Source organism: Nonomuraea terrae (assembly GCF_044465245.1).
Classification (GTDB): Bacteria; Actinomycetota; Actinomycetes; order Streptosporangiales; family Streptosporangiaceae; genus Nonomuraea; species Nonomuraea terrae.
This window is the reverse complement of record NZ_JBITLL010000002.1, coordinates 1,082,323-1,106,862: the sequence shown is the minus strand read 5'-3', so window position 1 is coordinate 1,106,862 and position 24,540 is coordinate 1,082,323. Positions and strand designations below refer to the sequence as shown.

Genomic DNA, 24,540 nt, shown 5'->3' with positions numbered 1-24,540 from the left:
CCGCTTCTGTCCGTGCAGAACATGGAGAAGCACTTCCCCGTCACCAAGGGCCTGTTCAAGAGACAGGTCGGCGCCGTCAAGGCGGTCGACGGGATCAGCTTCGAGGTGTTCAAGGGCGAGACGCTCGGCCTGGTGGGCGAGTCCGGCTGCGGCAAGTCCACCACGGGACGGCTGGTGACCCGGCTCCTGGAGCCCACCGCCGGCAAGATCGTCTTCGAGGGCCAGGACATCTCGCACATGGGCCAGGGCCGGCTCCGGCCGCTCCGGCGCGACATGCAGATGATCTTCCAGGACCCGTACTCGTCGCTCAACCCCCGGCACACGGTCGGCGCCATCGTCGGCGCGCCCTACCGCATCCAGGGCGTGAAGACCGAGAACGGCGTCAAGAAGGCCGTCCAGGACATCCTGGAGCTCGTCGGCCTCAACCCCGAGCACTACAACCGCTACCCGCACGAGTTCTCCGGCGGCCAGCGCCAGCGCATCGGTATCGCCCGTACGCTCGCGCTCAAGCCCAAGCTGATCATCGCCGACGAGCCGGTCTCCGCGCTCGACGTGTCGATCCAGGCCCAGGTCGTCAACCTGCTCGAAGACCTGCAGAAAGAGCTCGACCTGACCTACGTGGTGATCGCCCACGACCTGTCGGTGGTGCGCCACATCAGTGACCGGGTCGCCGTCATGTACCTCGGCAAGATCGTCGAGGTCGCCGACCGCAAGAGCCTGTACAGCGTGCCGATGCACCCGTACACCAACGCGCTGATGTCGGCCGTGCCGGTGCCCGACCCGAAGGTGCGCAAGGACCGCGACCGGATCAGGCTCAAGGGCGACGTGCCGAGCCCGCTCAACCCGCCGCCCGCGTGCCGCTTCCACACCCGCTGCTGGAAGGCGCAGGACATCTGCAAGAAGGTCGAGCCGCCGCTCGCCCAGATGGCCGAAGGCCACCAGGTGGCCTGCCACTTCCCGGAGAACGCCCCCGAGGTGCCCGCCGCGGAGACCGCCGCCAAGACCGGCTGAAGCCCCGTGACCGCCGCCCGCCCCCGAACCGGGACGGGCGGCGCCGTCATGGAAGGGCGCCGGGAGTGATCAGCCCGGTCTCGTAGGCCAGCACCACGGCCTGCACGCGGTCGCGCAGCCCCAGCTTGGTCAGCACGTTGCCGACGTGTGTCTTCACCGTCGTCTCGCTCACCACGAGCTTGGCCGCGATCTCGGCGTTGGACATGCCCTTGGCGATGAGCCGCAGCACCTCCAGCTCCCGCTCGGTCAGCCGGTCGAGGCGCGCCGGCGTCGCCTCCTCGTACGCCGACGGCAGCTTCGCGGAGAACCGGTCGAGCAGCCGCCGTGTCACGCTCGGCGCCACGATCGCGTCGCCGGCCGCCACCACCCGGATCGCCTGCACCAGCTCGTCGGGCGGCACGTCCTTCAACAGGAACCCGGAGGCGCCCGCGCGCAGCGCCTCCACGATGTACTCGTCGAGGTCGAACGTGGTCAGCACGAGCACCTTCGGCACGTGCGCCGCCGGCGCCGCCTCCCGCACGATCCGGCGGGTCGCCTCGATGCCGTCGACCCCGGGCATCCGGATGTCCATCAGCACGACGTCGGGCAGCAGCGCCCGCGTCTGCTCCTGCGCGCCCTTGCCGTCGCCGGCCTGGCCCACCACCGTGATGTCGGGCTCGGCCTCGAGGATCAGGCGGAATCCCGTGCGCAGCAGCGGCTGGTCGTCCACCAGCAGCACTCTGATCGTCATTGGCCGTCCTTCAACGGGAACCTCGCCCGCACCTCGAAACCGCCCCCTGCCAGCGGACCGATGTTCAGGATTCCACCATAGAGGGCCACGCGTTCGCGAATGCCCACCAGACCGTGGCCCGGTGGCGACGACGGCTGCGCCGCCACGCCCGCGCCGTCGTCCGCCACGGCGACGTCCAGCTCACGCGGGCCGTACCGGAGGGTCACCACGGCCTTCGCCCCCGCGCCGGCGTGCCGCAGGCTGTTGGTCAGGCCCTCCTGGGCCAGCCGGTAGGCGGCCAGGTCGACCCCCGCGGGCAGCGGCCGCGGCTCGCCCTCCGTCACCAGCCGGGCGGGCAGGCCCGCCTCCCGCATCTGCTCCACCAGCGCGGACAGGTCACGCACGCCCGGCTGCGGCCCCAGCTCGGCCCGCGTCCCGGCGGCGGTGTCGGTACGCAGCACGCCCACGATGCTGCGCATCTCCGTCATCGCCAGCCGGCCGGTGTGCTCGATCGCCGTCAGCGCCTCGCGCGCCAGCTCGGGATCGGCGGCCAGCACCCGTCGCGCCGCCGCCGCCTGCACCGTCATCACGCTCACGTGGTGGGCCACCACGTCGTGCAGCTCGCGGGCGATCCGGGAGCGCTCCTCGGCCCGCGCCGCCCGGGTGTCGGCCGCGTGCGCCCGCTCCAGCCTGGCCGCCCGGTCCTTCAGCTCCTCCATGTACGCCCGCCGCAGCCGCAGGCTCCTGCCGGCCCCCCACACCGCCGCCAGCAGCACGGCCACCACCAGGTGCTCGTTCCACCCCGTCCGCATCCCGCCCGCCGCGGCCGTCAGCGCGTACGCCACGGCGGCGAGCAGCAGCGCGCCCAGCGCCACCGCCAGCCCCCGGTGGGAGGCCACCGAGTAGAGCAGCACCAGCCCGGCCAGCCCGACCGCGCCCATGCCGTAGCCGAACGCCGCCAGCAGCGTCTCCGGCACCAGCCCCGCGCACAACGCCGCCAGCGGCCAGCGCCTGCGCACCGCCACCGGGACGCACGCCAGCACCACCAGCAGCGCCCCGAACGCGTCGGGCGGCCGCATGCCGTCGACCCGGAGCCCCTCGGCCCGCAGCTGCGCGGGGCCGTACAGGGAGAACATCGCCACCGAGGCCGCGGCCACGGCCCCCGCGAGCACCACGTCGTGGAGCCTGCTCCGGTCGATCCGCACCGCTTCACTGTAGGACCGGCCGCGAGCCCGCAGCCTCCTCCCCTGGGAGGATAAGCGGCCCCTACCCCCGAGGGCGGGGGTCAGAGCTCGTCGGTGGCCGCGCGCCGGCTGCTGCGCACCGTGTCGCCCGGCTGCCGGTCGGGCACCGGCGGGGGACTGCCGCCGAACTCCGGGCACAGCGCCTGATGATCGCACCAGTCGCACAGCCGGCTGCGGCGCGCCCGCCACTCGCCCGACTCCAGCGCGCGCTCGATCGCCGCCCACAGCGCCATCACCTTGCGCTCGGTGGCCAGCAGGTCGGCCTCGTCGGGCGCGTAACGCAGCACCTCGCCCTGGCCGCCGAGGTAGACCAGCTGCAGCAGCCGGGGCACCTGCCCGCGCAGCCGCCACAGCACCAGCGCGTAGAACTTCATCTGGAACAGCGCCTTGGCCTCGAACTCCGGCCCCGGAGCGCTGCCCGTCTTGTAGTCGACCACCCGGACCTCGCCGGTCGGCGCCACGTCGAGCCGGTCGACGTAGCCGCGCAGCAGCAGCCCGCCGTCGAGCACCGCCTCGACGTAGAGCTCCCGCTCGGCCGGCTCCAGCCGCGTCGGGTCCTCCAGCCTGAAGTAGCGCTCCAGCATGCCGCGCGCCTGCGCCAGCCACTGCTCCCGCTCGGCGTCGTCGGCGAACATCTGCGCGTAGAGCGGCTCCTCCGCGAGCAGCCGCAGCCACTGCGGCTCCAGCAGCTCCAGCGCCGCCCCCACCGAGCGCCGCGGGGCGGGCAGGTCGTAGAGGCGCTCCAGGACCGCGTGGACCACCGTGCCACGCACCGCCGCCGGCGACGGCTTCTCGGGCAGCTGGTCGATCACCCGGAAGCGGTAGAGCAGGGGACAGGTCATGAAGTCGCCCGCCCGGGACGGGGAGAGAGCTCCGATGATCACCGGTTCGGTCAACGTCATGCACCGCACTCTAGGTCAAGACCCCGACAGAATAACCTTCGCGCGAGGAGGATCACCTGATCCGCCGCGTAGCATCAAAGCAGCATCGGCATGTAGTGGACGTTCGAGGAGTGCGGTGAGCGAGCAGAGCCCGCGGCAGGAGTTCTCCGGTCTGAGGATGGGGAAGCCGTTCGGCATTCCGGTGTACGTCTCATGGACGTGGTTCCTCGTCGCGGGGTTCATCACCTTCCTGTTCGGCCCGCAGATGGAGGCCAGGCTCCCGCAGCTCGGCACCGCCGCCGCCTACGGCGTCGCGTTCGTGTTCGCCGTGCTGCTGTACGTCTCGGTGCTGCTGCACGAGCTCGCGCACAGCGTCCTGGCCAAGGCGTACGGCCTGCCGGTCCGCAGGATCACCCTCTACCTCCTGGGCGGCGTCTCCGAGATCGAGAAGGAGCCGCCCACGCCCGGCAAGGAGTTCATGGTCGCCGCGGTCGGGCCGCTGCTGTCGCTCGCCCTCGCCGCGCTCGGCTTCGGCGCCGACCTGTGGCTGGTCGACGGCGGCGGCATCCTGGAGGCGCTCATTTGGCAGCTGTGGGTCGCCAACCTCATCGTCGGCGTGTTCAACCTGCTGCCCGGCCTCCCGCTCGACGGCGGCCGGATGTTGCGCGCCGGCGTGTGGAAACTCAGCGGCAGCCCGGGCTCCGGCACCGTCGTGGCGGCCTGGGGCGGCCGGGCGCTGGCCGCGCTGCTGGTGATCTTCCCGCTGGCGAGCGTGCTCTGGGGCGGGGGAGAGGGCGACGTCTCCAACGTGCTGTGGCCGCTGGTGCTGGGCGCGTTCATCTGGATGGGCGCCGGCCAGTCGCTGCGCGCGGCCCGCATCCGGGAGCGCATCCCCCGGGTGGACGCGCGCGCCCTGGCCCGCAGGGCCATCCCGGTGACCGGCGAGACGCCGCTGTCGGAGGCGCTGCGCCAGGCCGCCGAGACCCGGGCGGGCGCCATCGTCGTGGTCGACCACGACGGCCGGCCCGTCGCCATCGTCAACGAGGTGGCCGTGCAGGCCACTCCCGAGCACCGCCGCCCGTGGATCACCGTCGCCTCCCTGGCGAAGTCGCTGGAGCCCACCATGGTGCTCGCGGCCGACCTCAGGGGCGAGCCGCTCATCGACGCCATGCGAGAGGCGCCGGGCAGCGAATACCTGCTCGTCGAGCACGGCGGCGAGATCTACGGCGTGCTCGCCACAGCCGATGTGAACCGGGTTTTCACCGGCGCCTGATTTGTCCCACTCGTTTAAGGAGCGGGCCCTCGCTAGGGTCGTGTCCAGCAGTTTCGGTACGCCGAAGCGGCGGGCCGCGGCGATTTCTGGGATGCGACGACTGGCCGATAGTGTGCTGTTTGGCCAAACTTGCACAGTTAAGGGGTTCGTTGCGGGCCACTGGTTCATCGAATCGAGACGAGGGGATCGCGACACGGCCCCGCCGTCTGGGTATGCGTATGGCTGGTGGGCACGGCAGCGCGGGTGCCGCGACACCGCCGGCTTCCGGGGAGGAGAGTTGAGTGACCGAGCGCAGCGAGGGCACCGATGAGCGCAGCACGGTCGTGAGGGAGGACGCATGACCGACCACGGCTTCGGAGTGGTGCGTCCGCTTCCTGGAAACGGGCTGGTCGCCTACCTGGGCGGGCTGCTGCTGGTGTGCGACTCCGCGGAGGCCGCAGCCGACGACCTGCTCACCGCGCTGCGCCAGACCGCCGAGTCCGGCGGCGACGGCAGGGCGCTGGCCCGCCGCGCGGCCCAGGTGCTCGCGGCCAACATGGCCGGCGACCCGGCCACGTGCGCCGTCGCGGGGCCCGTGGGCGGCGGCGTCGCCGTCCTGGTCAGCGGCTCTGCCGCGGCCGTCATCGCCACGCCCGGAGGCGAGACGCGGCTGGCCGGCAGCGACTCGCTCACCTGGGCCGACCGGCTCGTCAGCGGCCCCGTCGACCGGGTCGAGCTGAGCCTGCCCGGCGCCGGCAGCGCCCACCCCGCCGTCCGGTTCGACGGCGGCGTCGTCCACGGCGGCGGCCTCGTCGGCGACTTCACCGACCGGCCCGCCGCGCCCGCCCCGTCCCGGCCGCTGACCACCGAGATGCCCGACACGGGCCTGTACGTCGACCCCGAGCTCGCCCAGCCGGCCCAGCAGCCGGAGCCCCAGCCCGTCGAGCGGCCGCCGTACCCGCTGGCCGACCAGCCGCCGGTCTCCCCGGCGCCGCAGTCGGGCCCCCAGCCGGTGCCGCAGACCGGCGCCCACTCGGGGCCGCAGCCGCTGGAGCAGCCGCCCTACCTGTCCGCGCCGGAGCCGTCCCCCTACCTGCCGCCGCAGGAGCCGGCCTACCACACGCCGCAGGAGCAGCCGCCCGCGCCGGAGCCGCAGTACCCGTCCTACGACGAGCAGCCGCCCTCCGGCGGCGACGCCGCCGACCAGCCGCTCCCGCAGCGCATGGGCCCGCCCGACCCCTACGACCAGCCGGCGCCGCCCGTGCTCGGCCCGCCCGACCCCTACGAGCACCAGGGACAGCAGGAGCAGCAGCCCGAGCACGGCGACCGCCCCATGGTCTACGGCGTCGACTGCAAGAACGACCACTTCAACGACCCCCGCGCGCCCTACTGCGCGGTCTGCGGCATCGCCCTGGTCCAGCGCACTCTGGTCCCCTACAAGGGCCCGCGCCCCTCGCTCGGCGTCTTCATCCTCGACGACGGCACGGCGCTGCCCCTGGAGACCGACTACCTGCTCGGCCGCGACCCCGAGCGGGCGCCCGAGGTGGCCGGCGGCAGCGCCAGGCCCGCCAAGGTGACCAGCCCCGACGGCTCGGTGTCGCGCCGCCACCTGCGGGTCGCGCTCGACGGCTGGGACGTCAACCTGGTCGACCTCGGCTCGGTCAACGGCACCCAGATCCAGCCGCCCGGCGATCCCAATTTCTACGACATCCCGCCGAACGAACCGGTCACGATCGCCCCCGGCACGACGGTGCGCGTGGGCGTGTCCCGCACCCTCCGCTTCGAGGCGCACCGCGGGTAACCCTTCGTCGCCGTACGCCCGCGTCCCGATGACGGGGCGCGGGCGTACGGCTTCAGCGGGGAACGAACTCGCGGGCGCCGCGCAGGCGGGTGGTGAGCCGCCGCTGGGTGGCCGTGCAGTCGAGGCGTACGTCCACGGGGCCCGGCACGCCGGCGTCGGCGCGGCGGCCGGACGGCAGGCGGGCCGGGTCGAGACCGTCGCGGCGGGCGATGAGCACGCCCAGCTCGTACCGGCTGACCGCGTCGGAGCCCGCGACGTGCAGCACGCCCCCGAAGTCGCCTCCGGCCACCTCCAGGAGCGCCGCCGCCAGGTCGCGGACGTGCACCGGGCAGCGTACGTCGTCGGTGAACAGCACCCGCCCGCCGCCCGCGCCCGTCGCCAGCGCGCGCACCAGCGCCTCGTGGACCGACGCGCCGTCCCCGACGATCAGGGACGTCCTGGCGATCACGGCCTCGGGCAGGACGGCCCGCACGGCGGTCTCGGCCGCCGCCTTGGCCGCGCCGTACGGGGTGATCGGGTCGGGTGGGCACGTCTCGTCGTAGCGGGGCCGCGCCCCGGAGAAGACCGCGTCGCTGGAGACGTGCACCAGCCGCCCGCCGGTGCGCGCCACGGCCACGGCCACGTGCGCCGCCCCGTCCGCGGTGGCCGCCCAGTCGCCCTGCCGGTACGCCGCGTTGATCGTCACGTCGGGCCGGAACGCCTCCAGCGCCGCGCACACCCCCTCGCGCGAACGCAGGTCGACGGGCAGCCACGCCACGCCCGCCCGCTCCGGTGGCCGGGTGGACCGGCAGGTGGCGCCCACGTCGTGACAGGAGGCCGCGCAGAGCCGTACGAGCTCGCCGCCCAGGAAACCCGTGCCGCCTGCGATGAGCACTTTCATGGACGGTCACGTTACTGGACCACAGCAGTCGCACACGTGCGCGTTTTATGGCGAAAAAGCGGCATTAGTTGGTGACGGATGTCCCAGATGGCCCACGCCCCGAGGACCGAAATGGTGCCGAAATGGGTGGGTCGCGACCGTCGGCGCGGGCCACCGCGAGGGCGGGGATCCGCTGCGACGTGGGGCCTCCAGGCTCCGGCTGGAGAGGCGAGAATACGCCGGCAACCGCTTCCGCGAAATGGCGGTAATATGCCGACTGCCATTTGTGAATAATGAGAAATCTGCAGTCCGGCGACATTCTCCGAAATCAGACCTGGCGGGAGCATCCGCGAAATGGCGCCCCCTAACCGGCCGTCCTTTTCGTTGTGATCCGGTCCGTACCGAACCGGCCCTGCGCGCCGAAAGCCCCCACGCCGCGCAGCAGCCGCACCGCCGCCTCCAGCCCGCTCGCCGCCTCCAGCGCCCGCCCGGCCGCCGTCGCGTACCGGCCCAGCAGATGCTCCTCCCCGTCCCCGAACTCCCGCCCCGCCACCCACACGAACAGGTGGTCCCGCGCCACGACCGGCACCGGAACGGCCAGGAATCCCGGCTCGCCCACCGCGGCGTCGCGCGGCAGCCGCACCACCGCCCGGGAGGCGGCGAGCTCCTTCAGCACCCCCGACTCGCTCAGCCACCGGCGCACCCGCAGCGGATCGCCGGGCGGCACGTGCACGTGGACCGGACACGCCCGCGCGCCCAGCGCGTCCACGGACACGAAGCCCGCGGACGACGTTCCCCCGACCGCCGCCGCGGCCCGCGCCAGCCGATCGAGCAGCTGCGCGGCCTGCAGGCAGGAGAACGCGGTGATGAGTTCACGCATGGCGACATCGACACTGTGCTGGGGCATCGCGGTCCCTCGGAGCGGAGGCGGCGAGATGGGAGCCGTCACGTGCGGCTGCCCCGACTATCGCCCCCGGCGCCGCCCTGGGCAAGAAATCGGAAATTTCGGACAATGGCGCCAAGGTGCACGGCCGACCGCAACCACTACCGCAACCACTACCGCTGCCACGACGACCGCAGCAGCGCCCACTCCATGTCGTCGGCCCGCGTGCCGTCCGGCTTCGGGAACAACTCCCGGTGCACGCCCTCCACCCGGAACCCCACCCGCTCCAGCACCGCGTGCGAGGCCGCGTTGCCGACGTCCGTGCCCGCCACGAGCCGGTGCAGCGGCGTGTTCGCGAACGCCCAGTCCACCAGCAGCCGGACCGCCCGCGTCATGTAGCCCTTGCCCCGGTGGGACGGCAGCAGCGAATAGCCCACCATGGCCTGCGCCAGCGGCGGCAGCACCTGCGTGAGCTGCAGGTGCCCGGCGAACTCCCCGGAGGCCGCGTCGCGGATCGCCAGCTCCACCCGCTGCCCCGACACCCACCAGTAGCCGGTGTACCGGCAGCGCCGCTCGTCGTCCTCCAGCGTGCTCGGGGGGCTCACCGCGTACGCGGCCACGTCCGGGTCGGCCATCATCCGGTGGTAGTCGGGCGCGTCCTCGACGGTCAGCGGCACGAGCCGCACCACGCCGTCGCTCAGCTCCCCGCCCGCGAAGAACGGCAGGTACGGCTCCGCCGGCGGCGCCGCCTCCCCCTTGAGCCTGGCGAAGGTGACCAGATCCATGTACCGCCCGTCGCGCAGCCGCTTGGCCTCCCGCCGCCGCCCCTCCTCCCGGAACCCCGCCTTGTACGCCACCCGCAGGCTCGCCAGGTTCTCCACCTCGGCCTGCAGCTCGACCCGGCGCACTCCGTGGTCGAACGCCCAGTCCGTCAGCGCCCGCGCCGCCGTGGCGGCCACGTTCCTGTTGCGCGCCCACGGCGCCACCACGTAACCGATCTCCGAGACCCCCCAGTGGTCGGGCGGCCGCACCCCGATCGAGCCGACGAGCCGCCCGCCCTCGGTGATCGCGTACTCGGCCCCGCCGTCCTCCCATCGCGCCGCCGCCATGCCGAGGTACTCGCGCGCGTGCTCGATCCGGTACGGCCGCGCCAGCAGCGGAAGGTAACGCGCCGTCACCGGGTCATCGCTCATCTTCACGATGTCCTCGAGGTCGGACCCGGCCGGTGGCCGCAGGATCAAGGAGCCGGTGGAGATCACGTCGCGAGGGAGCATCCCCCATAGATATCGTGCGTTCTGACGCCCCCGAAAGCCCTATAACCTTGCCGCCATGGGTTTCCGCAGGCATGGGCCTTTCCAGGTGGGGGATCAGGTGCAGCTCACCGACCCCAAGAACAAGCGCCACACGATCACCCTCAAAGAGGACGGCGTCTTCCACACCCACAAGGGCGCCATCCCCCACGGCGACCTGATCGGGCAGCCTGAGGGTTCCGTCGTGCGCTCGTCCGGCGGCACCCAGTACCTCGCCTTCCGTCACCTGCTGCAGGACTACACGCTCGCCATGCCGCGCGGCGCCGCCGTCATCTACCCGAAGGACGCCTCGATGATCGTCGGCATGGCCGACATCTTCCCCGGCGCACGGGTGATCGAGGCCGGCGTCGGCTCCGGCGCGCTCACCTGCTTCCTGCTGCGCGCCGTCGGCCCCGAGGGCCACGTCACCTCCTACGAGCGCCGCGAGGAGTTCGCCGACGTGGCGCGCAAGAACGTCGAGAAGTTCTACGGCGGCCCGATGGACGACAACTGGCGGCTGGTCGTCGGCGACCTGGTCACCTCGATCGACGAGGCCGACGTCGACCGCGTCATCCTCGACATGCTCGCCCCGTGGGAGTGCGTCGACGCCGCCGCCAAGGCGCTCACTCCCGGTGGCGTCATCTGCTGCTATGTCGCGACGACCACCCAGATGTCCAAGACCGTGGAGGTCATTCGCGATCACGGGTGTTTCACCGAGCCCCATGCGTGGGAGACCCTGGTTCGCGACTGGCATGTCGAAGGACTCGCGGTGAGACCCGATCATCGGATGATCGGCCACACCGGGTTCCTCGTCTCCGCCCGTCGCATGGCCGACGGCGTCGCCCCGCCGCCGCGCCGCCGACGACCGAAGGGGACCACCGAAGAACTATGACAATTTGGCCACGAGGGTGCGCTGGTGCGTGACACGGGAACAGATGACCGTGTTCATATGCTGGGAGTATTAAACGCCCTATTGGGGATTATTCAACGAATACTGAATGTCACTCTACGAACACTGCCCGGCCAGGTTACGGAGGGGCCCGAGATAGGTAAGGTCCTAAGTAGTCGCCCTCGACTGGGAAGGAGGTGACGGGGCGTGGCAGCTCGCGATGATGCTGAGGCTCGAGCCGCGCAGCGCGAACGGGAGGTCGCTGATCTTTCAACACAGGTCTCCTTCCTGCAGGAGGAGATCACCGCGCTGCGGCGGAAGCTGGCCGAGTCACCCCGTCAGGCCAGGGTCCTCGAAGAGCGTCTCCATGAGGCACAGGCGAATCTCGCGGCCGTGACCGGCCAGAACGAACGCCTGGTCGCAACGCTCAAGGAGGCCCGGGACCAGATCGTCGCCCTCAAGGAGGAGGTCGACCGGCTGGCGCAACCGCCATCCGGTTTCGGCACCTTCCTGGAGGCCCGAGAAGACGGCACGATCGAGGTGTTCACCGGAGGCCGCAAGCTCCGGGTGAACGTCAGCCCCAGTGTCGACATCGACTCGCTGCGGCGTGGCCAGGAGGTCATGCTCAACGAGGCGCTCAACGTGGTCGAAGCCCTCGGCTACGAAGAGGTCGGCGAGATCGTGATGCTCAAAGAACTGCTCGACGAGGGCAGGCGCGCGCTGGTCATCTCGCACGCCGACGAAGAACGCGTCGTGCGCCTGGCCGACTCGCTGGTCGGCCAGCCCATCAGGGCCGGCGACTCGCTCCTGCTCGAACCTCGTTCCGGCTACGTCTACGAGCGCATTCCGAAGTCCGAAGTCGAAGAACTGGTGCTGGAAGAGGTCCCGGACATCTCCTACGAGGAGATCGGCGGCCTCATGCGGCAGATCGAGCAGATCAGGGACGCCATCGAGCTGCCCTACCTGCACTCCGACCTGTTCCGCGAGCACAAGCTCCGTCCTCCCAAGGGCGTGCTGCTCTACGGCCCGCCCGGTTGCGGCAAGACCTTGATCGCCAAGGCCGTCGCCAACTCCCTGGCCAAGCAGGTCGCGGAGAAGACCGGCCAGTCCGGCAAGAGTTTCTTCCTCAACATCAAGGGCCCGGAGCTGCTCAACAAGTACGTCGGCGAGACCGAGCGGCACATCCGCCTGGTCTTCCAGCGGGCGCGTGAGAAGGCCTCCGAGGGCACCCCGGTGATCGTGTTCTTCGACGAGATGGACTCGATCTTCCGGACCCGAGGCTCCGGCGTGTCGTCCGACGTGGAGAACACCATCGTCCCTCAGCTGCTGTCGGAGATCGACGGCGTCGAGGGCCTGGAGAACGTCATCGTCATCGGCGCCTCCAACCGCGAGGACATGATCGACCCGGCGATCCTGCGGCCCGGCCGCCTGGACGTCAAGATCAAGATCGAGCGGCCGGACGCCGAAGCGGCCAAGGACATCTTCTCGAAGTACCTCGTGCCCGACCTGCCTCTGCACCCGGACGACCTCGCCGAGCACGGCGACTCCCGCGGGGCCACCATCCAGGGGATGATCCAGAGCGTCGTCGAGCGCATGTACACCGAGAGCGAGGAGAACCGCTTCCTCGAGGTGACCTACGCCAACGGCGACAAGGAAGTCCTCTACTTCAAGGACTTCAACTCCGGCGCGATGATCCAGAACATCGTCGACCGGGGCAAGAAGATGGCCATCAAGCAGTTCCTCGAGACCGGCCAGAAGGGCCTGCGGGTGCAGCACCTGCTCACGGCCTGCGTGGACGAGTTCTCCGAGAACGAGGACCTGCCCAACACCACCAACCCCGACGACTGGGCCCGCATCTCCGGCAAGAAGGGCGAGCGGATCGTCTACATCCGCACGCTCGTCTCCGGCAAGCAGGGCACCGAGGCAGGCCGTTCCATCGACACGGTCGCCAACACCGGTCAGTACCTGTAGGACCCTGACGACAGGGCCGCGCGGCATACCCGTGCGGCCCTGTCGTCTGTTCGCCGGGCGACGCGCGCCCTACCATGGCGATCATGGAGTTCGCCAACCCCGGCCGCGCCCCCTACACCGAACGCGAACGCGAGCTCATCGGCGCCCGGCACGCTCAGCGGGCCCGGGCCCACTTCTCCCGGCGGCCCGGCTACCGGCCCACCCCCGTGCACACCATCCCGAGGTTCGCCGGCACCCACACCGCGTACGTCAAGGACGAGAGCGCCCGCATGGGGCTCGGCAGCTTCAAGGCGCTCGGCGGCGCGTACGCCGTGCACCTGCTCGCCCAGCACGACCCCGGCGGCCCGCCGTTCGTGTGCGCCAGCGCCGGCAACCACGGCCTGTCCGTCGCCCGGGGCGCCGCCGAAGCGGGCGTGCCCTGCGTCGTCTACCTCGGCGACGGCGTCCCCGAGGCGTTCGCCCAGCGGCTACGCGCCCTCGGCGCAGACGTGCGCCGCAGCGGCGGCGACTACGACGCGAGCATGGCGGCCGCCCTGCACGCCGCCAAGGAGCACGGCTGGCGGCTCGTGGCCGACAGCTCCTGGGAGGGCTACACCGACGTCCCCCTCCACGTCATGCGCGGCTACGGCGTCCTGTTCGACGAACTCGCCGACACCGGCGCGGCACCGACCCACGTGTTCGTCCAGGCGGGCGTCGGAGGACTCGCCGCGGCCGCCGCGGCGTACGCACGCGACCGCTGGGGAGAGGCGCCCCGCATCGTGGTCGTCGAACCCGAAGGCGCCCCCTGCCTCATCGAGAGCGCCCGCGCCGGCCGCCCCGTACGGGTCGCCGGCGCCCCCACCGCGCTCGGCCGGCTCGACTGCCACGAACCCTCCCTGATCGCCCACCGGCTCCTCAGCCGCCTCGCCGACCTCTACCTGACCGTCACCGACGAGCAGGCCCGCGCCGCCGCCCGGGAACTGGCCGCACACGGCGTGCGCCTGTCCGGCTGCGGCGCGGCCGGAGCCGCCGGACTGCTCGCCCTCACCCCCGAAGCCCGCGCCGCGCTCGCCCTCGACCGGACGTCACGGATTTTTCTCGTGGGAACCGAAGGACCAGTGGAACCAAAGTGATCAGAGTGACGTCAAAGGAGCGTGCATTCACCTAACCGGCCGAAGCATGCGCGGGGAGACGGCCGGTTGGCCGAACTCGACCTCCTCCGCTTCCTCGCCGCCCTGGCGGTCGTCGCCTTCCACTACCTGGTCGCGTACGCCTCCGTCTGGGGAGACCGGCCGGCCGAGTTGTTCCCGGCCCTCGCGCCCATCGCCGGCCTCGGCATCCTCGGCGTCGAGCTGTTCTTCATCATCAGCGGCTTCGTCATCCTCATGAGCGTCTGGGGGCGCGGCCTCGGAGCCTTCGCCCGCTCCCGCCTCGTCCGGCTCTACCCCGCGTACTGGCTGAGCCTCGCCGCCATCGCCGCCCTCTACGGGCTCACCGCCGCCAAGCCGCTCGACCCAAAACTTTCACCAGGGGAGTACCTGGTGAACGCCACCATGTTCCAGCGGCTGTTCAAGATCACCGATGCCAGCGGCGTCTACTGGTCCCTCTGGGCCGAGCTCCGCTTCTACCTGCTGATCTCCATCCTCGTGATCATCGGCGTCACGTACGGGCGCGTCCTCACCTTCGCCGGCAGCTGGCTCGCCGCCGTCATCGGCGCCCGGCTGCTCGACGACAGCCTGGTCAACGAGATCGTCATGCCCGACTACGCCCCGTACTTCATCGCCGGCATGGCCCTCTACCTCATCCACAAACACGGCCACAAACGCGGCAGCGCCTGGCTGCCCTGGCTCTACGTGGCCGCCGGCTACGCCCTGTCGATCGGCTCCGCCCTCGACCGCGTCCACCGCCGCATCGACCTCGCCGGCTTCAAGAACATGCCCGTCACCGACACCGGCGTCATCGTCACCGTCACCCTCATCTACATCGCGATGTCGCTCGCCGCCCTCGGCCTGCTCCGGCTCAAGCCCTCCCGGCTCCTCACCGCGCTCGGCGGCACCACCTACCCGCTCTACCTGTTCCACAGCGCCGTCGCCGTGGCCCTCATCCCGCTGCTGCTCGCCGGCGACCTGCCCGCATGGACGACCGTGACGATCACGACACTCGCCGCGATTCTCCTGTCATATCTCGTCTACTCCTTTGCCGAACGCCCCATCCAGCGGCTTCTCAAGCCCCGCAGACGCCCAGAAACCCCAGCGGCTCGCGCCGTAGAGGTCCAAAAGGCGTCGGTGCCATAACTCTGTGACCCTGGGGCACTGTGAAGGGCATAGGCTCGGGCATATAAACGGCGGATAGACAGATCCGGACGAACAGAGGGTGTTGCATGACGGTGCGTCGGGTGATGGGCATCGAGACCGAGTACGGCATCTCCGTACCCGGCCAGCCAGGCGCCAACGCGATGGTGACCTCCTCCCAGGTCGTGAACGCCTACCTCGCCGCCTCGGCGGCTCGCGCGCGCAGAGCACGATGGGACTTCGAGGAGGAGAACCCGCTGCGCGACGCGCGCGGCTTCGACCTGGCCAGAGAGGTGGCCGATCCCACCCAGCTCACCGACGAGGACCTGGGCCTGGCCAACGTCATCCTGACCAACGGCGCGCGGCTCTACGTCGACCACGCCCACCCCGAGTACAGCGCGCCCGAATGCACCAATCCGCGGGCCGCCGTCATCTGGGACAAAGCAGGCGAAAGGGTCATGTACGACGCCGCCACCCGCGCGTCCGCCATCCCCGCCAACGCCCCCATCCAGCTCTACAAGAACAACACCGACGCCAAAGGCGCCTCCTACGGCTGCCACGAGAACTACCTCATGCGCCGCGCCACCCCCTTCGCCGACATCGTCCGCCACCTCACGCCCTTCTTCGTCTCACGACAGGTCGTCGTCGGCGCCGGCAAAGTCGGCATCGGACAGGACTCCCGCGGCGACGGCTTCCAGATCAGCCAGCGCGCCGACTTCTTCGAAGTCGAAGTAGGCCTCGAAACCACGCTCAAGCGGCCCATCATCAACACCCGCGACGAGCCCCACGCCGACCCCGAGAAATACCGGCGCCTCCACGTGATCATCGGCGACGCCAACATGTCCGAGATCTCCACCTACCTCAAACTCGGCTCCACCGCCCTCGTCCTCGCCATGATCGAAGACGGCTTCCTCACCCGCGACCTCACCGTCGAGAACCCCGTCCAAGCCCTGCGGGCCGTCTCCCACGACCCCACCTGCCGCTACGAGATCCCCATGCGCGACGGCCGCAAGCTCACCGCCGTCCAGCTCCAGATGGAGTACCTCGAACAAGCGCGCAAATTCGTCGAAGAACGCGGCACCGCCCAGGACGAGATGAACAAGGACATCCTCGACCGCTGGGAATCCGTCCTCACCCGCCTCGCCGAAGACCCCATGCAACTCTCCACCGAGCTCGACTGGGTCGCCAAACTCGAACTCCTCGAGGGCTACCGCAGCCGCGACGGCCTCGCCTGGTCCCACCCCAGACTCCAGCTCGTCGACCTCCAGTACTCCGACATCAGGCCCGACCGCGGCCTGTACAACCGCCTCGTCGCCCGCGGGCGCATGCAGCGGCTCGTCACCGAGGAAGAGGTCCAGCGCGCCGTCGAACACCCGCCCAACGACACCCGCGCCTACTTCCGCGGCCGATGCCTGCGCCAATACAGCGAGTCGGTCGCCGCGGCCTCCTGGGACTCCGTGATCTTCGACATCCCCGGCCGCGAGTCGCTCCAGCGCGTCCCCACCCTCGAACCGCTGCGCGGCACCAAGGCGCACGTCGGGGAGCTCTTCGACCGCTGCGAGACCGCCGCCGACCTCGTCGCCGCGCTCACCGGCGGCGAGTGACCCTGGTGTGACGAGGAGCACATTCAGTGCTCCTCGGGGACGCCGGGAACATCCCGATCTGGTGCGGTTGCGGGGATCCAAGATTGGATAGGATTGCTATCTGATCTACCATGCAAGATCACCGGGCGATCGACGCGAAATGTCGCCCGGTTCGGGGAAGATATCCGTAGAGGCAGTCCCCCAAAGCGGAGGTACGACATGGCAACCAAGGACACCGGCGGCCAGAAGCAGACCGGTCGGCGCGAGACCGAAGTTGAGGAGACCGAGGCTTCGGCGGCGCCCGACGTCCAGGAGCGCCAGGAGAAGCTCACGGACGATGTCGACGCGATTCTGGACGAGATCGACGAGGTCCTCGAGGAGAACGCCGAGGAGTTCGTGAGGAGCTACGTGCAGAAGGGCGGGGAATAGGGGGAGTTGTCCGAAATCTGAGGGGTGGCTCGGGTGGACGTGAAGCGGTGCCCGGACTGCGGAGAGCTCAAGGCGGTCTCCGAGTTCGGGCGCAATGCGCGTATGGCCGACGGGCTGGCGCGGTACTGCAAGACCTGCTTCCGGAGACGTTCCCAGGAGAGCTACCGCAAGCGCAGGGCCGAGCAGGGCAAGGCCGTGCGGGAGCGGATTCAGGTTCCCGAAGGGCACAAGTTCTGTCCGCGCTGTTCGGAGATCAAGCCTCACGTCGAATTCGGCAGCAACCGGGCCAGCAAAGACGGCCTCACCTCCTACTGCAAGCAGTGCCACACGCTCGTGGTGCGCGAAAACAAGATCAAAAATCATGGCAGCGACCGTAACTACAAGCTGAAGCTCCGCTACGGCATCACCGAGGACGACTTCGCGCGCATGCTCGCCCGTCAGGGCGGGCTCTGCGCCGTCTGCCGCGCCGTCCCGGGCACGTTCGTCGATCACTGTCACCGCACCGGGCAGGTCCGGGGCGTGTTGTGCTTCAACTGCAACAACGGGCTCGGCCACTTCGGCGACAACCCGGTGCTGCTGGAGCTGGCCGCGCTCTACCTGGACGGGGAGGTGCTCTGGCCGGAGTTCGTGGTGCTGCCGGAGCGCCGCGAGGGCGGGGCGGTGGCGCGGACGCGGGCGTATCACCTGGCGCGTCGTTATCGGCTGGGGCCGGCGGACGTCGAGCGGATGGTCGCGGCTCAGCACGGGTTGTGCGTGGTGTGCTGGGATCGGCCGCCGGAGCATGTGGATCACTGTCACCGTACGGGCGAGGTGCGGTACGCGTTGTGCCTGCCGTGTAACACGGGGATCGGGCAGTTCCGGGATGATCCGGCGGTGGTGTGGCGGGCACTGGCGTACGTGGAGGCCGTGGAGCCGTACGGCGAGGAGGTCGTGGTGTCGGACGAGGAGTTGCGGGAGCTGGTGCGGGCGGAGGAGGAGTTGCGTTCGGCGTTCTATGCGACGGTGAGCCGGGTGGGCTGAGCGTCACCGTTCCGTTGGGGGCATGGTGTAGTCGACGCCCACGCCGAGCAGGCGGATGGGGCGGGTGAGTTCGAAGCGGTCGAGGATGGCGAGGGCCGTCCGGGTGATCGTGGCGGGGTCGGTGGTGGGGGCGGGGAGTTTGGCCTGGCGGGTGCGGGTCAGGAACGGGCTGAAGCGGATCTTGACGGAGACGCGGGTGATCTCGCGGCCGGCTTGGGCGGCGTCGTGGGTGACGTGCGCGGCGAGGTCGGCGATGTGGCGGGCGATGTCGTCCGGTGCTGTGAGGTCTTCGGTGAAGGTGGTTTCGCGGCTGTGGCCGCGGGCGATCCAGGGTGTGGTGACGATCTCGGTTTCGCCTTTGCCGAGGGCGAGGTAGCGGTACCAGGGGCCGTTCGTGGGGCCGAAGTGGCGGGCCAGTTCGGCGGGGTCGGCGGCGGCGAGTTGGGCGACGGTGTGCAGGTCGAGGGCGGCGAGTTTCCTGGCGGTTTTGGCGCCGATGCCCCAGAGGGCGTCGGTGGGGCGGTCGTTCATGACGTCGGCCCAGTTGTCGCTGGTGAGGCGGTAGGTTCCGGCGGGTTTGGCGAAGCCGGAGGCGAGTTTGGCCTGGTGTTTGTTGTCGCCGACGCCGATGGAGCACTCGAGCCGGGTGCGGGTGCGTACGGCGTCGCGCAGGGCGTCGGCGAGGGTTTCCGGGTCGTCGGTGGTGGCGCCGAGGAAGGCTTCGTCCCAGCCCCAGACTTCGACGCGGACGGGGAATTCGCGGAGGACGGCCATGACGCGTTCTGAGGCGGCTTCGTAGGCGGGTGGGTCGCTGGGGAGGAAGACGGCGTCGGGGCAGCGTCGCAGGGCGGTGCGCAGGGGCATGCCGGAGTGGATGCCGTGGGCGCGGGCTTCGTAGGTGGCGGTGGCGGCGACGGTGCGGGGACGGGTGGGGTCTCCGGTGCCGCCGACGACGACGGGCCGGCCGCGGAGCTCGGGGTGGCGCAGGAGTTCGACGGCGGCGATGAACTGGTCGAGGTCGACGTGCAGGATCCAGTCCCTGGTGGACATGTGCTCAGTATGGCCGCTGGTCAGATGGGTGTCGTCGCGTCGGGGGAGTGCGTGGCCGAGGGGAGGTCCTGTTCGGTGTGCGCGGACACGCGGACGATCGCCTGGGTGGTGGCGGCCGTTGGGAGACGGTTGGAGCGCGGAACGCCTGGCGGGGCTTTGGGGCGGAGTGGTAGTGGTGGGTTCGCCGTGAGCTGATCGTGGGAAGTGCAGACAGCAACCCAACATGAGTAGGGTCGCCCTAGGAACACTGACGTTTGGAGGGAGTCGCGTGGCATCGCACAGGGATCTGCCCGTCGGCTTGGTGAATCAGCTTTTCAGCAACACCGGAACTTCCTCGTTCTCGGAGTTTCTCAGCTCATATGCTCCTCAGTTGCTGCCGCAGCGGGACGAGGTGCTGGCCACGCCGATCGGCGACCAGGTGCCGCACGCGACCACGATCGTGGCCGCCACCTTCGCCGGCGGCGTGGTGATGGCCGGCGACCGGCGGGCGACGTCGGGCAACATCATCTCGCAGCGTGACGTGGAGAAGGTGTTCCGCGCCGACGACTACTCGTGCATGGGCATCGCGGGCACGGCCAGCACCGGCATCGAGTTCGCCCGGCTGTTCCGGGTCGAGCTGGAGCACTACGAGAAGCTCGAGGGTCGCACGATGTCGGTGGCCGGTAAGGCCAACCGGCTGGCGACCATGATCAGGAGCAATCTCGCCATGGCGATGCAGGGGCTGGTGGTGGTGCCGCTGTTCGCCGCCTACGACCCTGACAAGGACGAGGGTCGTATCTTCAGCTACGACGTGGCGGGCGGGCCGTACGAGCGGGAGCGGTTCGACGCCATCGGGTCCGGCTCGATCTTCGCTCGGGGGGCGATGAAGAAGCTCTACCGCGAGGGCGCGTCGAGTGACGACATGGCGATGACGGTGATCCAGGCGCTCTACGACGCGGCCGACGACGACTCTGCCACCGGTGGGCCCGACGTCACCAGGAAGATCTGGCCCATCGTGGGGGTGATCGACGCGGACGGCTTCCGCCGCCTGTCCGACGACCAGGTCGCCGGTTACGTTCAGCAGATGCTCGATGCGCGCCTGATCTCGCCCGACGGCCCTATCGCCCCGCTGCGTTAAGAAAGGACCACCACACGTGTCCATGCCTTTCGGATATGCGTCCCCTGAGCAGATCATGCGGGACAAGGCCGACTACGCGCGCAAGGGCATCGCGCGGGGCCGGTCCGTCGTCGTGTTGCAGTACATCGACGGCATCCTGTTCGTCGCGCCGAACCCGTCACGGGCGCTGCACAAGATCAGCGAGATCTACGACCGCATCGGGTTCGCGGCGGTGGGGCGCTACAACGAGTTCGAGGAGCTGAGGCTCGGCGGCATCCGCTACGCCGACATCAACGGCTACACTTACGACCGCTCCGACGTCACCGGGCGCGGCCTGGCCAATCTTTACGCCTCCAACCTGGGCCGCATCTTCACCGAGTCGATCAAGTCGCTGGAGGTGGAGGTCGTCGTCGCGGAGGTGGGCGACACCAAGGACGGCGACGCGATCTACCGCCTCACCTTCGACGGGTCGGTCTTCGACGAGCACGGTTTCGCCGCGATGGGCGGCCAGGCCGAGGCCGTGGTGGGCCGGTTGAAGGAGCGCTACCGCGAGTCGATGTCGCTGGCGGACGCCCTTGATGTGGCGCTGGGCGCGCTGACCGAGCCGGGTGGGGAGCGGCCGCCGGTGACGCAGCTGGAGGTGGCCGTTCTCGACCGCAACCGGGAGAACCGCAAGTTCCAGCGGCTGACCGGGGCGCGCCTGGAGCGTCTGCTCACCCAGGCGTCCACTCCGCCGGCCTCGCCTGAGACCCCGTCCTCGTCTTCCGGCGACTCTCCCACGCCGCCGCCCACGGGGCCTGACGGCGACGTGGACGACGGCTCTTCGCCTCTGTAGGGGCTTGAGGATGTCGTGCGGGGGCTGCCGATGGCGGCCCCCGCCGCCGTTGTGCCGCAGCGCACTTCTGGGCGTTCCTGTGGGGTACGGGCGTGCGTGGCCGGGCTGGTGGCTGCACGGACGGGTGAATGCGCCCGCAGGGATCCTGGGATGGGGCAAGCTGCGGGACGCCCAACGGCCATCCCCTGCGGGACGCCCAACGGCCATCCCCGCCATGCCTGTAGACGTGCTCCCGGTGGCCGGTCCACCGGGCAGGGACACAAGGGACACCCGCGCTTCCCACTCCGGCCGGCACGGGTACTGGTCGAACGTTCTGAGGGGGCTACGCGTGTCCGGTGCGAGGACCGGTTGCTGACCCTGCGGGCCGTTGGGGCGGAGAGGGCCCGTGTCGGCGCTACGTTCGTCCCTGCCCGGTCGGGATGGAGTGGCTTGAGGGGGCGCTCAGCAGACACTCACAGTGGCGCAGCACGTTGAACCCCACGGTGCTGCTGTCGGGGCGGGGCTCCTCAGTGGGCCGGGCAAGCTCGCGAGGGGGGCGAGCAGGCTCCTGCTGGCCCCTGGGACGCCGCCGCCGGTGCGCCTGGCCGTCCGGTACGTAGCCGTGTCCCCACGCCTGTCACCCGTCCGGAGGAAGGTACGCCAGGACCCGTTGCCCGGCTTCGTCGACCGATGGACACGCCGGCCCGCTGGCCCGGCACTCTGGCCGAGAGGCCCGATATCGCGGGAGCCGGACGCCCTGAACGCGATCCGCCGCGATCAGGCGCCCCGGCTGGGCAGCATGGGCGTCGTCGCGGTCAGGGGCTTGCTGCGGCTCTGCAAGGCGCGTTCGGGCGCTTCGGTCTGGTGTGGGAGTGCCGGGTCTCCGGGCGGCGGCGAGCGGTCGTCAGAGCGGTACCGAGAAGATCGGTCACCAGGGCGGGCTGAGTGGACGAGTCATCAGGGCAGGCCGCGAGGCGTACCGACTGTGGGACTTGGACGGCGCGGGTGATCTGCGGGGGCCTTCCGGGCTGAACCTGGAGCTCCGCGAGCTTGAGGTCGTTGTCTCGGTCGCCGTTGGGGCCGGGTGTGGATGAGGGCGCCTCGTCGCGGCTGGGGCGCGTATGGCATGCCATCGAGTGGCCGTTGGCTGCTGTCGGGTCGCGGGCGTGGGTGGCTATGGCTCGCAGTGGGCTGTCGCGTTCAGTTGTCGCTGCCGGGCGCGCGGAGGTTCGTTCCGGGGCGGTGTCTTGGGGGAGGGGTGGTGTGGGTGTGATGTGTTTCACTCGGGATCGTCTGAACTTGCGGGGGAAACGCTGGGTCTGATGGTCCGTGAACACTCCTCTGCGTGGCATTCTCGCGGCCGGCGCGGCCGTGGCCGTGATGCTGACCTCGGGTGTGGCGGCGCAGGCCACGACCGCGTACCCGAAGTACAAGGCGCCGAAGATCTTCGGCACGACGTTCCAGGCCGACCCGAAGCACGACTTCACCAAGGCCCTGAGCCCGCGCGGCAACGGTGTCCTGCGCGGCTGGATCACGGACGTGCGCGGCGGCGTCGCCGAGTACGAGCCGATCCGCTGGAAGAAGGGCACCCGCACGGAGGGGCACTTCGAGGGGCCGCCCGAGGGTGACGTCAGAGCGTACGCCTCGCCCGTCGCCAAGGGCGTGGTGTACCTGTCCGCGTACGGGTGCGGGCCGGCGATGACGGATCTGACGGTCGACCGGAAGACGGGGCTCGGCGCCAAGCGCTGCTCCACGGCCACGCTGGTCAAGCGGCACGACCGCGCCCGGCACCCCGCACTGATCACCGTCCACAAGGGGAAGATCGTGCGGGTGCAGGAGATCTTCACGCCCTGAGGGAGGCCGCGGGTCCCGCGCCCCGTGGGGGCGGGCGCGGGACGAAACGGTCATGTGGGGGTTCCGATGGGAAAACACCTGGGAGATCTCTCCCGTAGGCCGATCCGTGGGCATAGTGTGAGGTGATGGATCGTCGCATCTTCGGGCTCGAGAACGAGTACGGCGTGACCTGCACGTTCAGGGGGCAGCGCAGGCTGTCGCCCGACGAGGTCGCGCGCTACTTGTTCAGGCGGGTCGTGTCTTGGGGCCGATCGAGCAACGTCTTCCTCCGTAACGGCGCACGTCTGTACCTCGACGTGGGCAGTCATCCTGAATACGCAACACCCGAGTGTGACAACGTCATCGAGCTCGTCACGCACGACAAGGCCGGCGAGCGCATCCTCGAAGGGCTGCTCGTCGACGCCGAGAAGCGGCTGCGTGAAGAGGGCATCGCGGGTGACATCTATCTCTTCAAGAACAACACCGACTCCGCCGGCAACTCCTACGGCTGCCACGAGAACTACCTCGTCGGCCGGCACGGGGAGTTCGGGCGGCTGGCCGATGTGCTCATCCCGTTCCTGGTGACGCGGCAGATCGTGTGCGGGGCCGGCAAGGTGCTGCAGACGCCGCGCGGCGCGGTCTACTGCGTCTCGCAGCGGGCCGAGCACATCTGGGAGGGCGTCTCCAGCGCCACCACGCGTTCCCGGCCGATCATCAACACGCGCGACGAGCCGCACGCCGACGCCGAGCGCTTCCGGCGCCTGCATGTCATCGTGGGCGACTCCAACATGAGCGAGACCACCATGCTGCTCAAGGTCGGCGCCACCGACCTGGTGCTGCGCATGATCGAGTCGGGCATCGTGATGCGCGACCTGTCGCTGGAGAACCCGATCCGGGCCATCCGCGAGGTCTCCCACGACATGACCGGCCGGCGCAGGGTGCGGCTGGCCAACGGGCGTGAGGCGTCCAGCCTGGAGATCCAGCAGGAATACCTGTCGAAGGCGAAAGACTTCGTCGACCGCCGGGGCGGTGACGCGATCACGCACCGGGTCCTCGACCTGTGGGAGCGTACGCTGCACGCGGTCGACACCGGCAACCTCGACCTGGTCTCGCGCGAGATCGACTGGGTGACGAAATACCAGCTCATCGAGCGTTACCGGAAGAAGTACGATCTGCCGTTGTCCTCGCCCCGGGTGGCCCAGCTGGATCTGGCCTACCACGACGTGCACCGCAAGCGGGGGCTGTACTACCTGCTGCAGAAGCGCGGCTCGGTGGAGCGGGTGGCGTCCGATCTGAAGATCTTCGAGGCCAAGTCGGTGCCGCCGCAGACCACGCGGGCGCGGCTGCGCGGGGAGTTCATCCGCAAGGCGCAGGAGAAGCGGCGCGACTTCACCGTCGACTGGGTCCACCTGAAGCTGAACGACCAGGCGCAGCGCACGGTGCTGTGCAAGGACCCGTTCCGCAGCGTGGACGAGCGGGTCGACAAGCTGATCGCGGGCATGTAGCCGCCGAAGCGCCCGGTGGCCGGGGGAGTGAACCCTCCCTCGGCTGCCGCCCGCTACGGCGGCCCGCCGGTCGGCCAGGGCGTGTGCCCGGTGCCGATCGGCCCGGGGTCGTGCGGTACGCCCGGTGCAGGTCTGTCCGGTGCCACAGCTC

General features: G+C 70.3%; 21 protein-coding genes. 14 read left to right on the top strand and 7 right to left on the bottom strand.

Annotation, left to right across the window (positions count from 1 at the left end; all coding sequences use genetic code 11):
* Positions 1 to 21: 21 nt before the first annotated feature.
* Positions 22 to 1,011, top strand: a complete 990-nt coding sequence (locus ACIBP6_RS11555; protein ID WP_397051516.1) for an ABC transporter ATP-binding protein — start codon at positions 22 to 24, stop codon at positions 1,009 to 1,011.
* A 46-nt stretch (positions 1,012 to 1,057) separates the two neighbouring features.
* On the opposite strand, the gene ACIBP6_RS11550 is transcribed toward ACIBP6_RS11555, so the two are convergent.
* The 3 genes from ACIBP6_RS11550 to ACIBP6_RS11540 form a co-directional block, all read right to left on the bottom strand.
* A complete protein-coding gene (locus ACIBP6_RS11550; RefSeq protein ID WP_397051182.1) occupies positions 1,058 to 1,741 on the bottom strand; it encodes a response regulator in 684 nt (227 codons plus the stop codon).
* The gene (locus tag ACIBP6_RS11545; RefSeq protein ID WP_397051180.1) at positions 1,738 to 2,925 is read right to left on the bottom strand and encodes a sensor histidine kinase; all 1,188 of its coding nucleotides are present in this window, start codon (positions 2,923 to 2,925) and stop codon (positions 1,738 to 1,740) included. Before ACIBP6_RS11545 ends, ACIBP6_RS11550 begins: the two co-directional genes overlap by 4 nt.
* An 80-nt stretch (positions 2,926 to 3,005) precedes the next feature.
* Positions 3,006 to 3,866 (bottom strand): RecB family exonuclease, encoded by an 861-nt coding sequence (locus tag ACIBP6_RS11540; RefSeq protein WP_397051178.1) that lies wholly within the window; start codon positions 3,864 to 3,866, stop codon positions 3,006 to 3,008.
* Positions 3,867 to 4,023: 157 nt separating this feature from the next.
* On the opposite strand from ACIBP6_RS11540, the gene ACIBP6_RS11535 reads away from it, so the two are divergent.
* On the top strand, positions 4,024 to 5,118 hold the full coding sequence (locus ACIBP6_RS11535; protein WP_397051514.1) for a site-2 protease family protein: 1,095 nt from the start codon (positions 4,024 to 4,026) through the stop codon (positions 5,116 to 5,118).
* Positions 5,119 to 5,455: 337 nt separating this feature from the next.
* A complete protein-coding gene (locus ACIBP6_RS11530) occupies positions 5,456 to 6,898 on the top strand; it encodes an FHA domain-containing protein (protein WP_397051176.1) in 1,443 nt (480 codons plus the stop codon).
* Positions 6,899 to 6,950: 52 nt separating this feature from the next.
* Here the strand turns inward: ACIBP6_RS11530 and ACIBP6_RS11525 are convergent, their stop codons facing one another.
* The 3 genes from ACIBP6_RS11525 to ACIBP6_RS11515 all read right to left on the bottom strand — a co-directional run bounded on the left by ACIBP6_RS11525 (position 6,951) and on the right by ACIBP6_RS11515 (position 9,914).
* Positions 6,951 to 7,778: an SDR family oxidoreductase gene (locus ACIBP6_RS11525; protein WP_397051174.1), complete on the bottom strand. Its 828-nt coding sequence runs from the start codon at positions 7,776 to 7,778 to the stop codon at positions 6,951 to 6,953.
* Between the two features lie 343 nt (positions 7,779 to 8,121).
* A complete protein-coding gene (locus ACIBP6_RS11520; RefSeq protein ID WP_397051173.1) occupies positions 8,122 to 8,637 on the bottom strand; it encodes a hypothetical protein in 516 nt (171 codons plus the stop codon).
* A 176-nt stretch (positions 8,638 to 8,813) separates the two neighbouring features.
* A complete protein-coding gene (locus ACIBP6_RS11515) occupies positions 8,814 to 9,914 on the bottom strand; it encodes a GNAT family N-acetyltransferase (RefSeq protein ID WP_397051171.1) in 1,101 nt (366 codons plus the stop codon).
* Between the two features lie 55 nt (positions 9,915 to 9,969).
* On the opposite strand from ACIBP6_RS11515, the gene ACIBP6_RS11510 reads away from it, so the two are divergent.
* From ACIBP6_RS11510 to ACIBP6_RS11480, 7 genes are all read left to right on the top strand, one after another.
* A complete protein-coding gene (locus ACIBP6_RS11510) occupies positions 9,970 to 10,821 on the top strand; it encodes a tRNA (adenine-N1)-methyltransferase (RefSeq protein WP_132622207.1) in 852 nt (283 codons plus the stop codon).
* 204 nt (positions 10,822 to 11,025) lie between these two features.
* Positions 11,026 to 12,789, top strand: coding sequence for a proteasome ATPase (arc, locus tag ACIBP6_RS11505; RefSeq protein WP_397051169.1), 1,764 nt, complete (start codon positions 11,026 to 11,028; stop codon positions 12,787 to 12,789).
* A gap of 83 nt (positions 12,790 to 12,872) precedes the next feature.
* Positions 12,873 to 13,901, top strand: a complete 1,029-nt coding sequence (locus ACIBP6_RS11500; RefSeq protein ID WP_397051167.1) for a pyridoxal-phosphate dependent enzyme — start codon at positions 12,873 to 12,875, stop codon at positions 13,899 to 13,901.
* A 66-nt stretch (positions 13,902 to 13,967) separates the two neighbouring features.
* Positions 13,968 to 15,062, top strand: a complete 1,095-nt coding sequence (locus ACIBP6_RS11495; RefSeq protein WP_397051165.1) for an acyltransferase family protein — start codon at positions 13,968 to 13,970, stop codon at positions 15,060 to 15,062.
* Positions 15,063 to 15,148: 86 nt separating this feature from the next.
* Entirely contained in the window at positions 15,149 to 16,663 is a 1,515-nt protein-coding gene (dop, locus tag ACIBP6_RS11490; RefSeq protein ID WP_397051163.1) for a depupylase/deamidase Dop, read from the top strand.
* A 198-nt stretch (positions 16,664 to 16,861) separates the two neighbouring features.
* Positions 16,862 to 17,071 carry a ubiquitin-like protein Pup gene (locus ACIBP6_RS11485; RefSeq protein WP_020547596.1) on the top strand — a complete coding sequence of 70 codons (210 nt, stop codon included), beginning with the start codon at positions 16,862 to 16,864 and terminating at the stop codon, positions 17,069 to 17,071.
* Between the two features lie 33 nt (positions 17,072 to 17,104).
* Positions 17,105 to 18,091 (top strand): endonuclease VII domain-containing protein, encoded by a 987-nt coding sequence (locus ACIBP6_RS11480; RefSeq protein WP_397051161.1) that lies wholly within the window; start codon positions 17,105 to 17,107, stop codon positions 18,089 to 18,091.
* A 3-nt stretch (positions 18,092 to 18,094) separates the two neighbouring features.
* Here the strand turns inward: ACIBP6_RS11480 and ACIBP6_RS11475 are convergent, their stop codons facing one another.
* Complete coding sequence (locus tag ACIBP6_RS11475; RefSeq protein WP_397051159.1) at positions 18,095 to 19,141, bottom strand: DNA polymerase IV; 1,047 nt, start codon at positions 19,139 to 19,141, stop codon at positions 18,095 to 18,097.
* A 268-nt stretch (positions 19,142 to 19,409) separates the two neighbouring features.
* Between ACIBP6_RS11475 and prcB the strand changes: the two genes are divergently transcribed.
* The 4 genes from prcB (at position 19,410) to pafA (ending at position 24,389) form a co-directional block, all read left to right on the top strand.
* A complete protein-coding gene (prcB, locus tag ACIBP6_RS11470; RefSeq protein WP_132623882.1) occupies positions 19,410 to 20,258 on the top strand; it encodes a proteasome subunit beta in 849 nt (282 codons plus the stop codon).
* A gap of 22 nt (positions 20,259 to 20,280) precedes the next feature.
* Entirely contained in the window at positions 20,281 to 21,072 is a 792-nt protein-coding gene (prcA, locus tag ACIBP6_RS11465; RefSeq protein ID WP_132623884.1) for a proteasome subunit alpha, read from the top strand.
* Positions 21,073 to 22,380: 1,308 nt separating this feature from the next.
* A complete protein-coding gene (locus ACIBP6_RS11460; RefSeq protein ID WP_397051156.1) occupies positions 22,381 to 22,905 on the top strand; it encodes a hypothetical protein in 525 nt (174 codons plus the stop codon).
* A gap of 125 nt (positions 22,906 to 23,030) precedes the next feature.
* Complete coding sequence (pafA, locus tag ACIBP6_RS11455; protein WP_132623400.1) at positions 23,031 to 24,389, top strand: Pup--protein ligase; 1,359 nt, start codon at positions 23,031 to 23,033, stop codon at positions 24,387 to 24,389.
* The last annotated feature ends 151 nt before the right edge of the window (positions 24,390 to 24,540 follow it).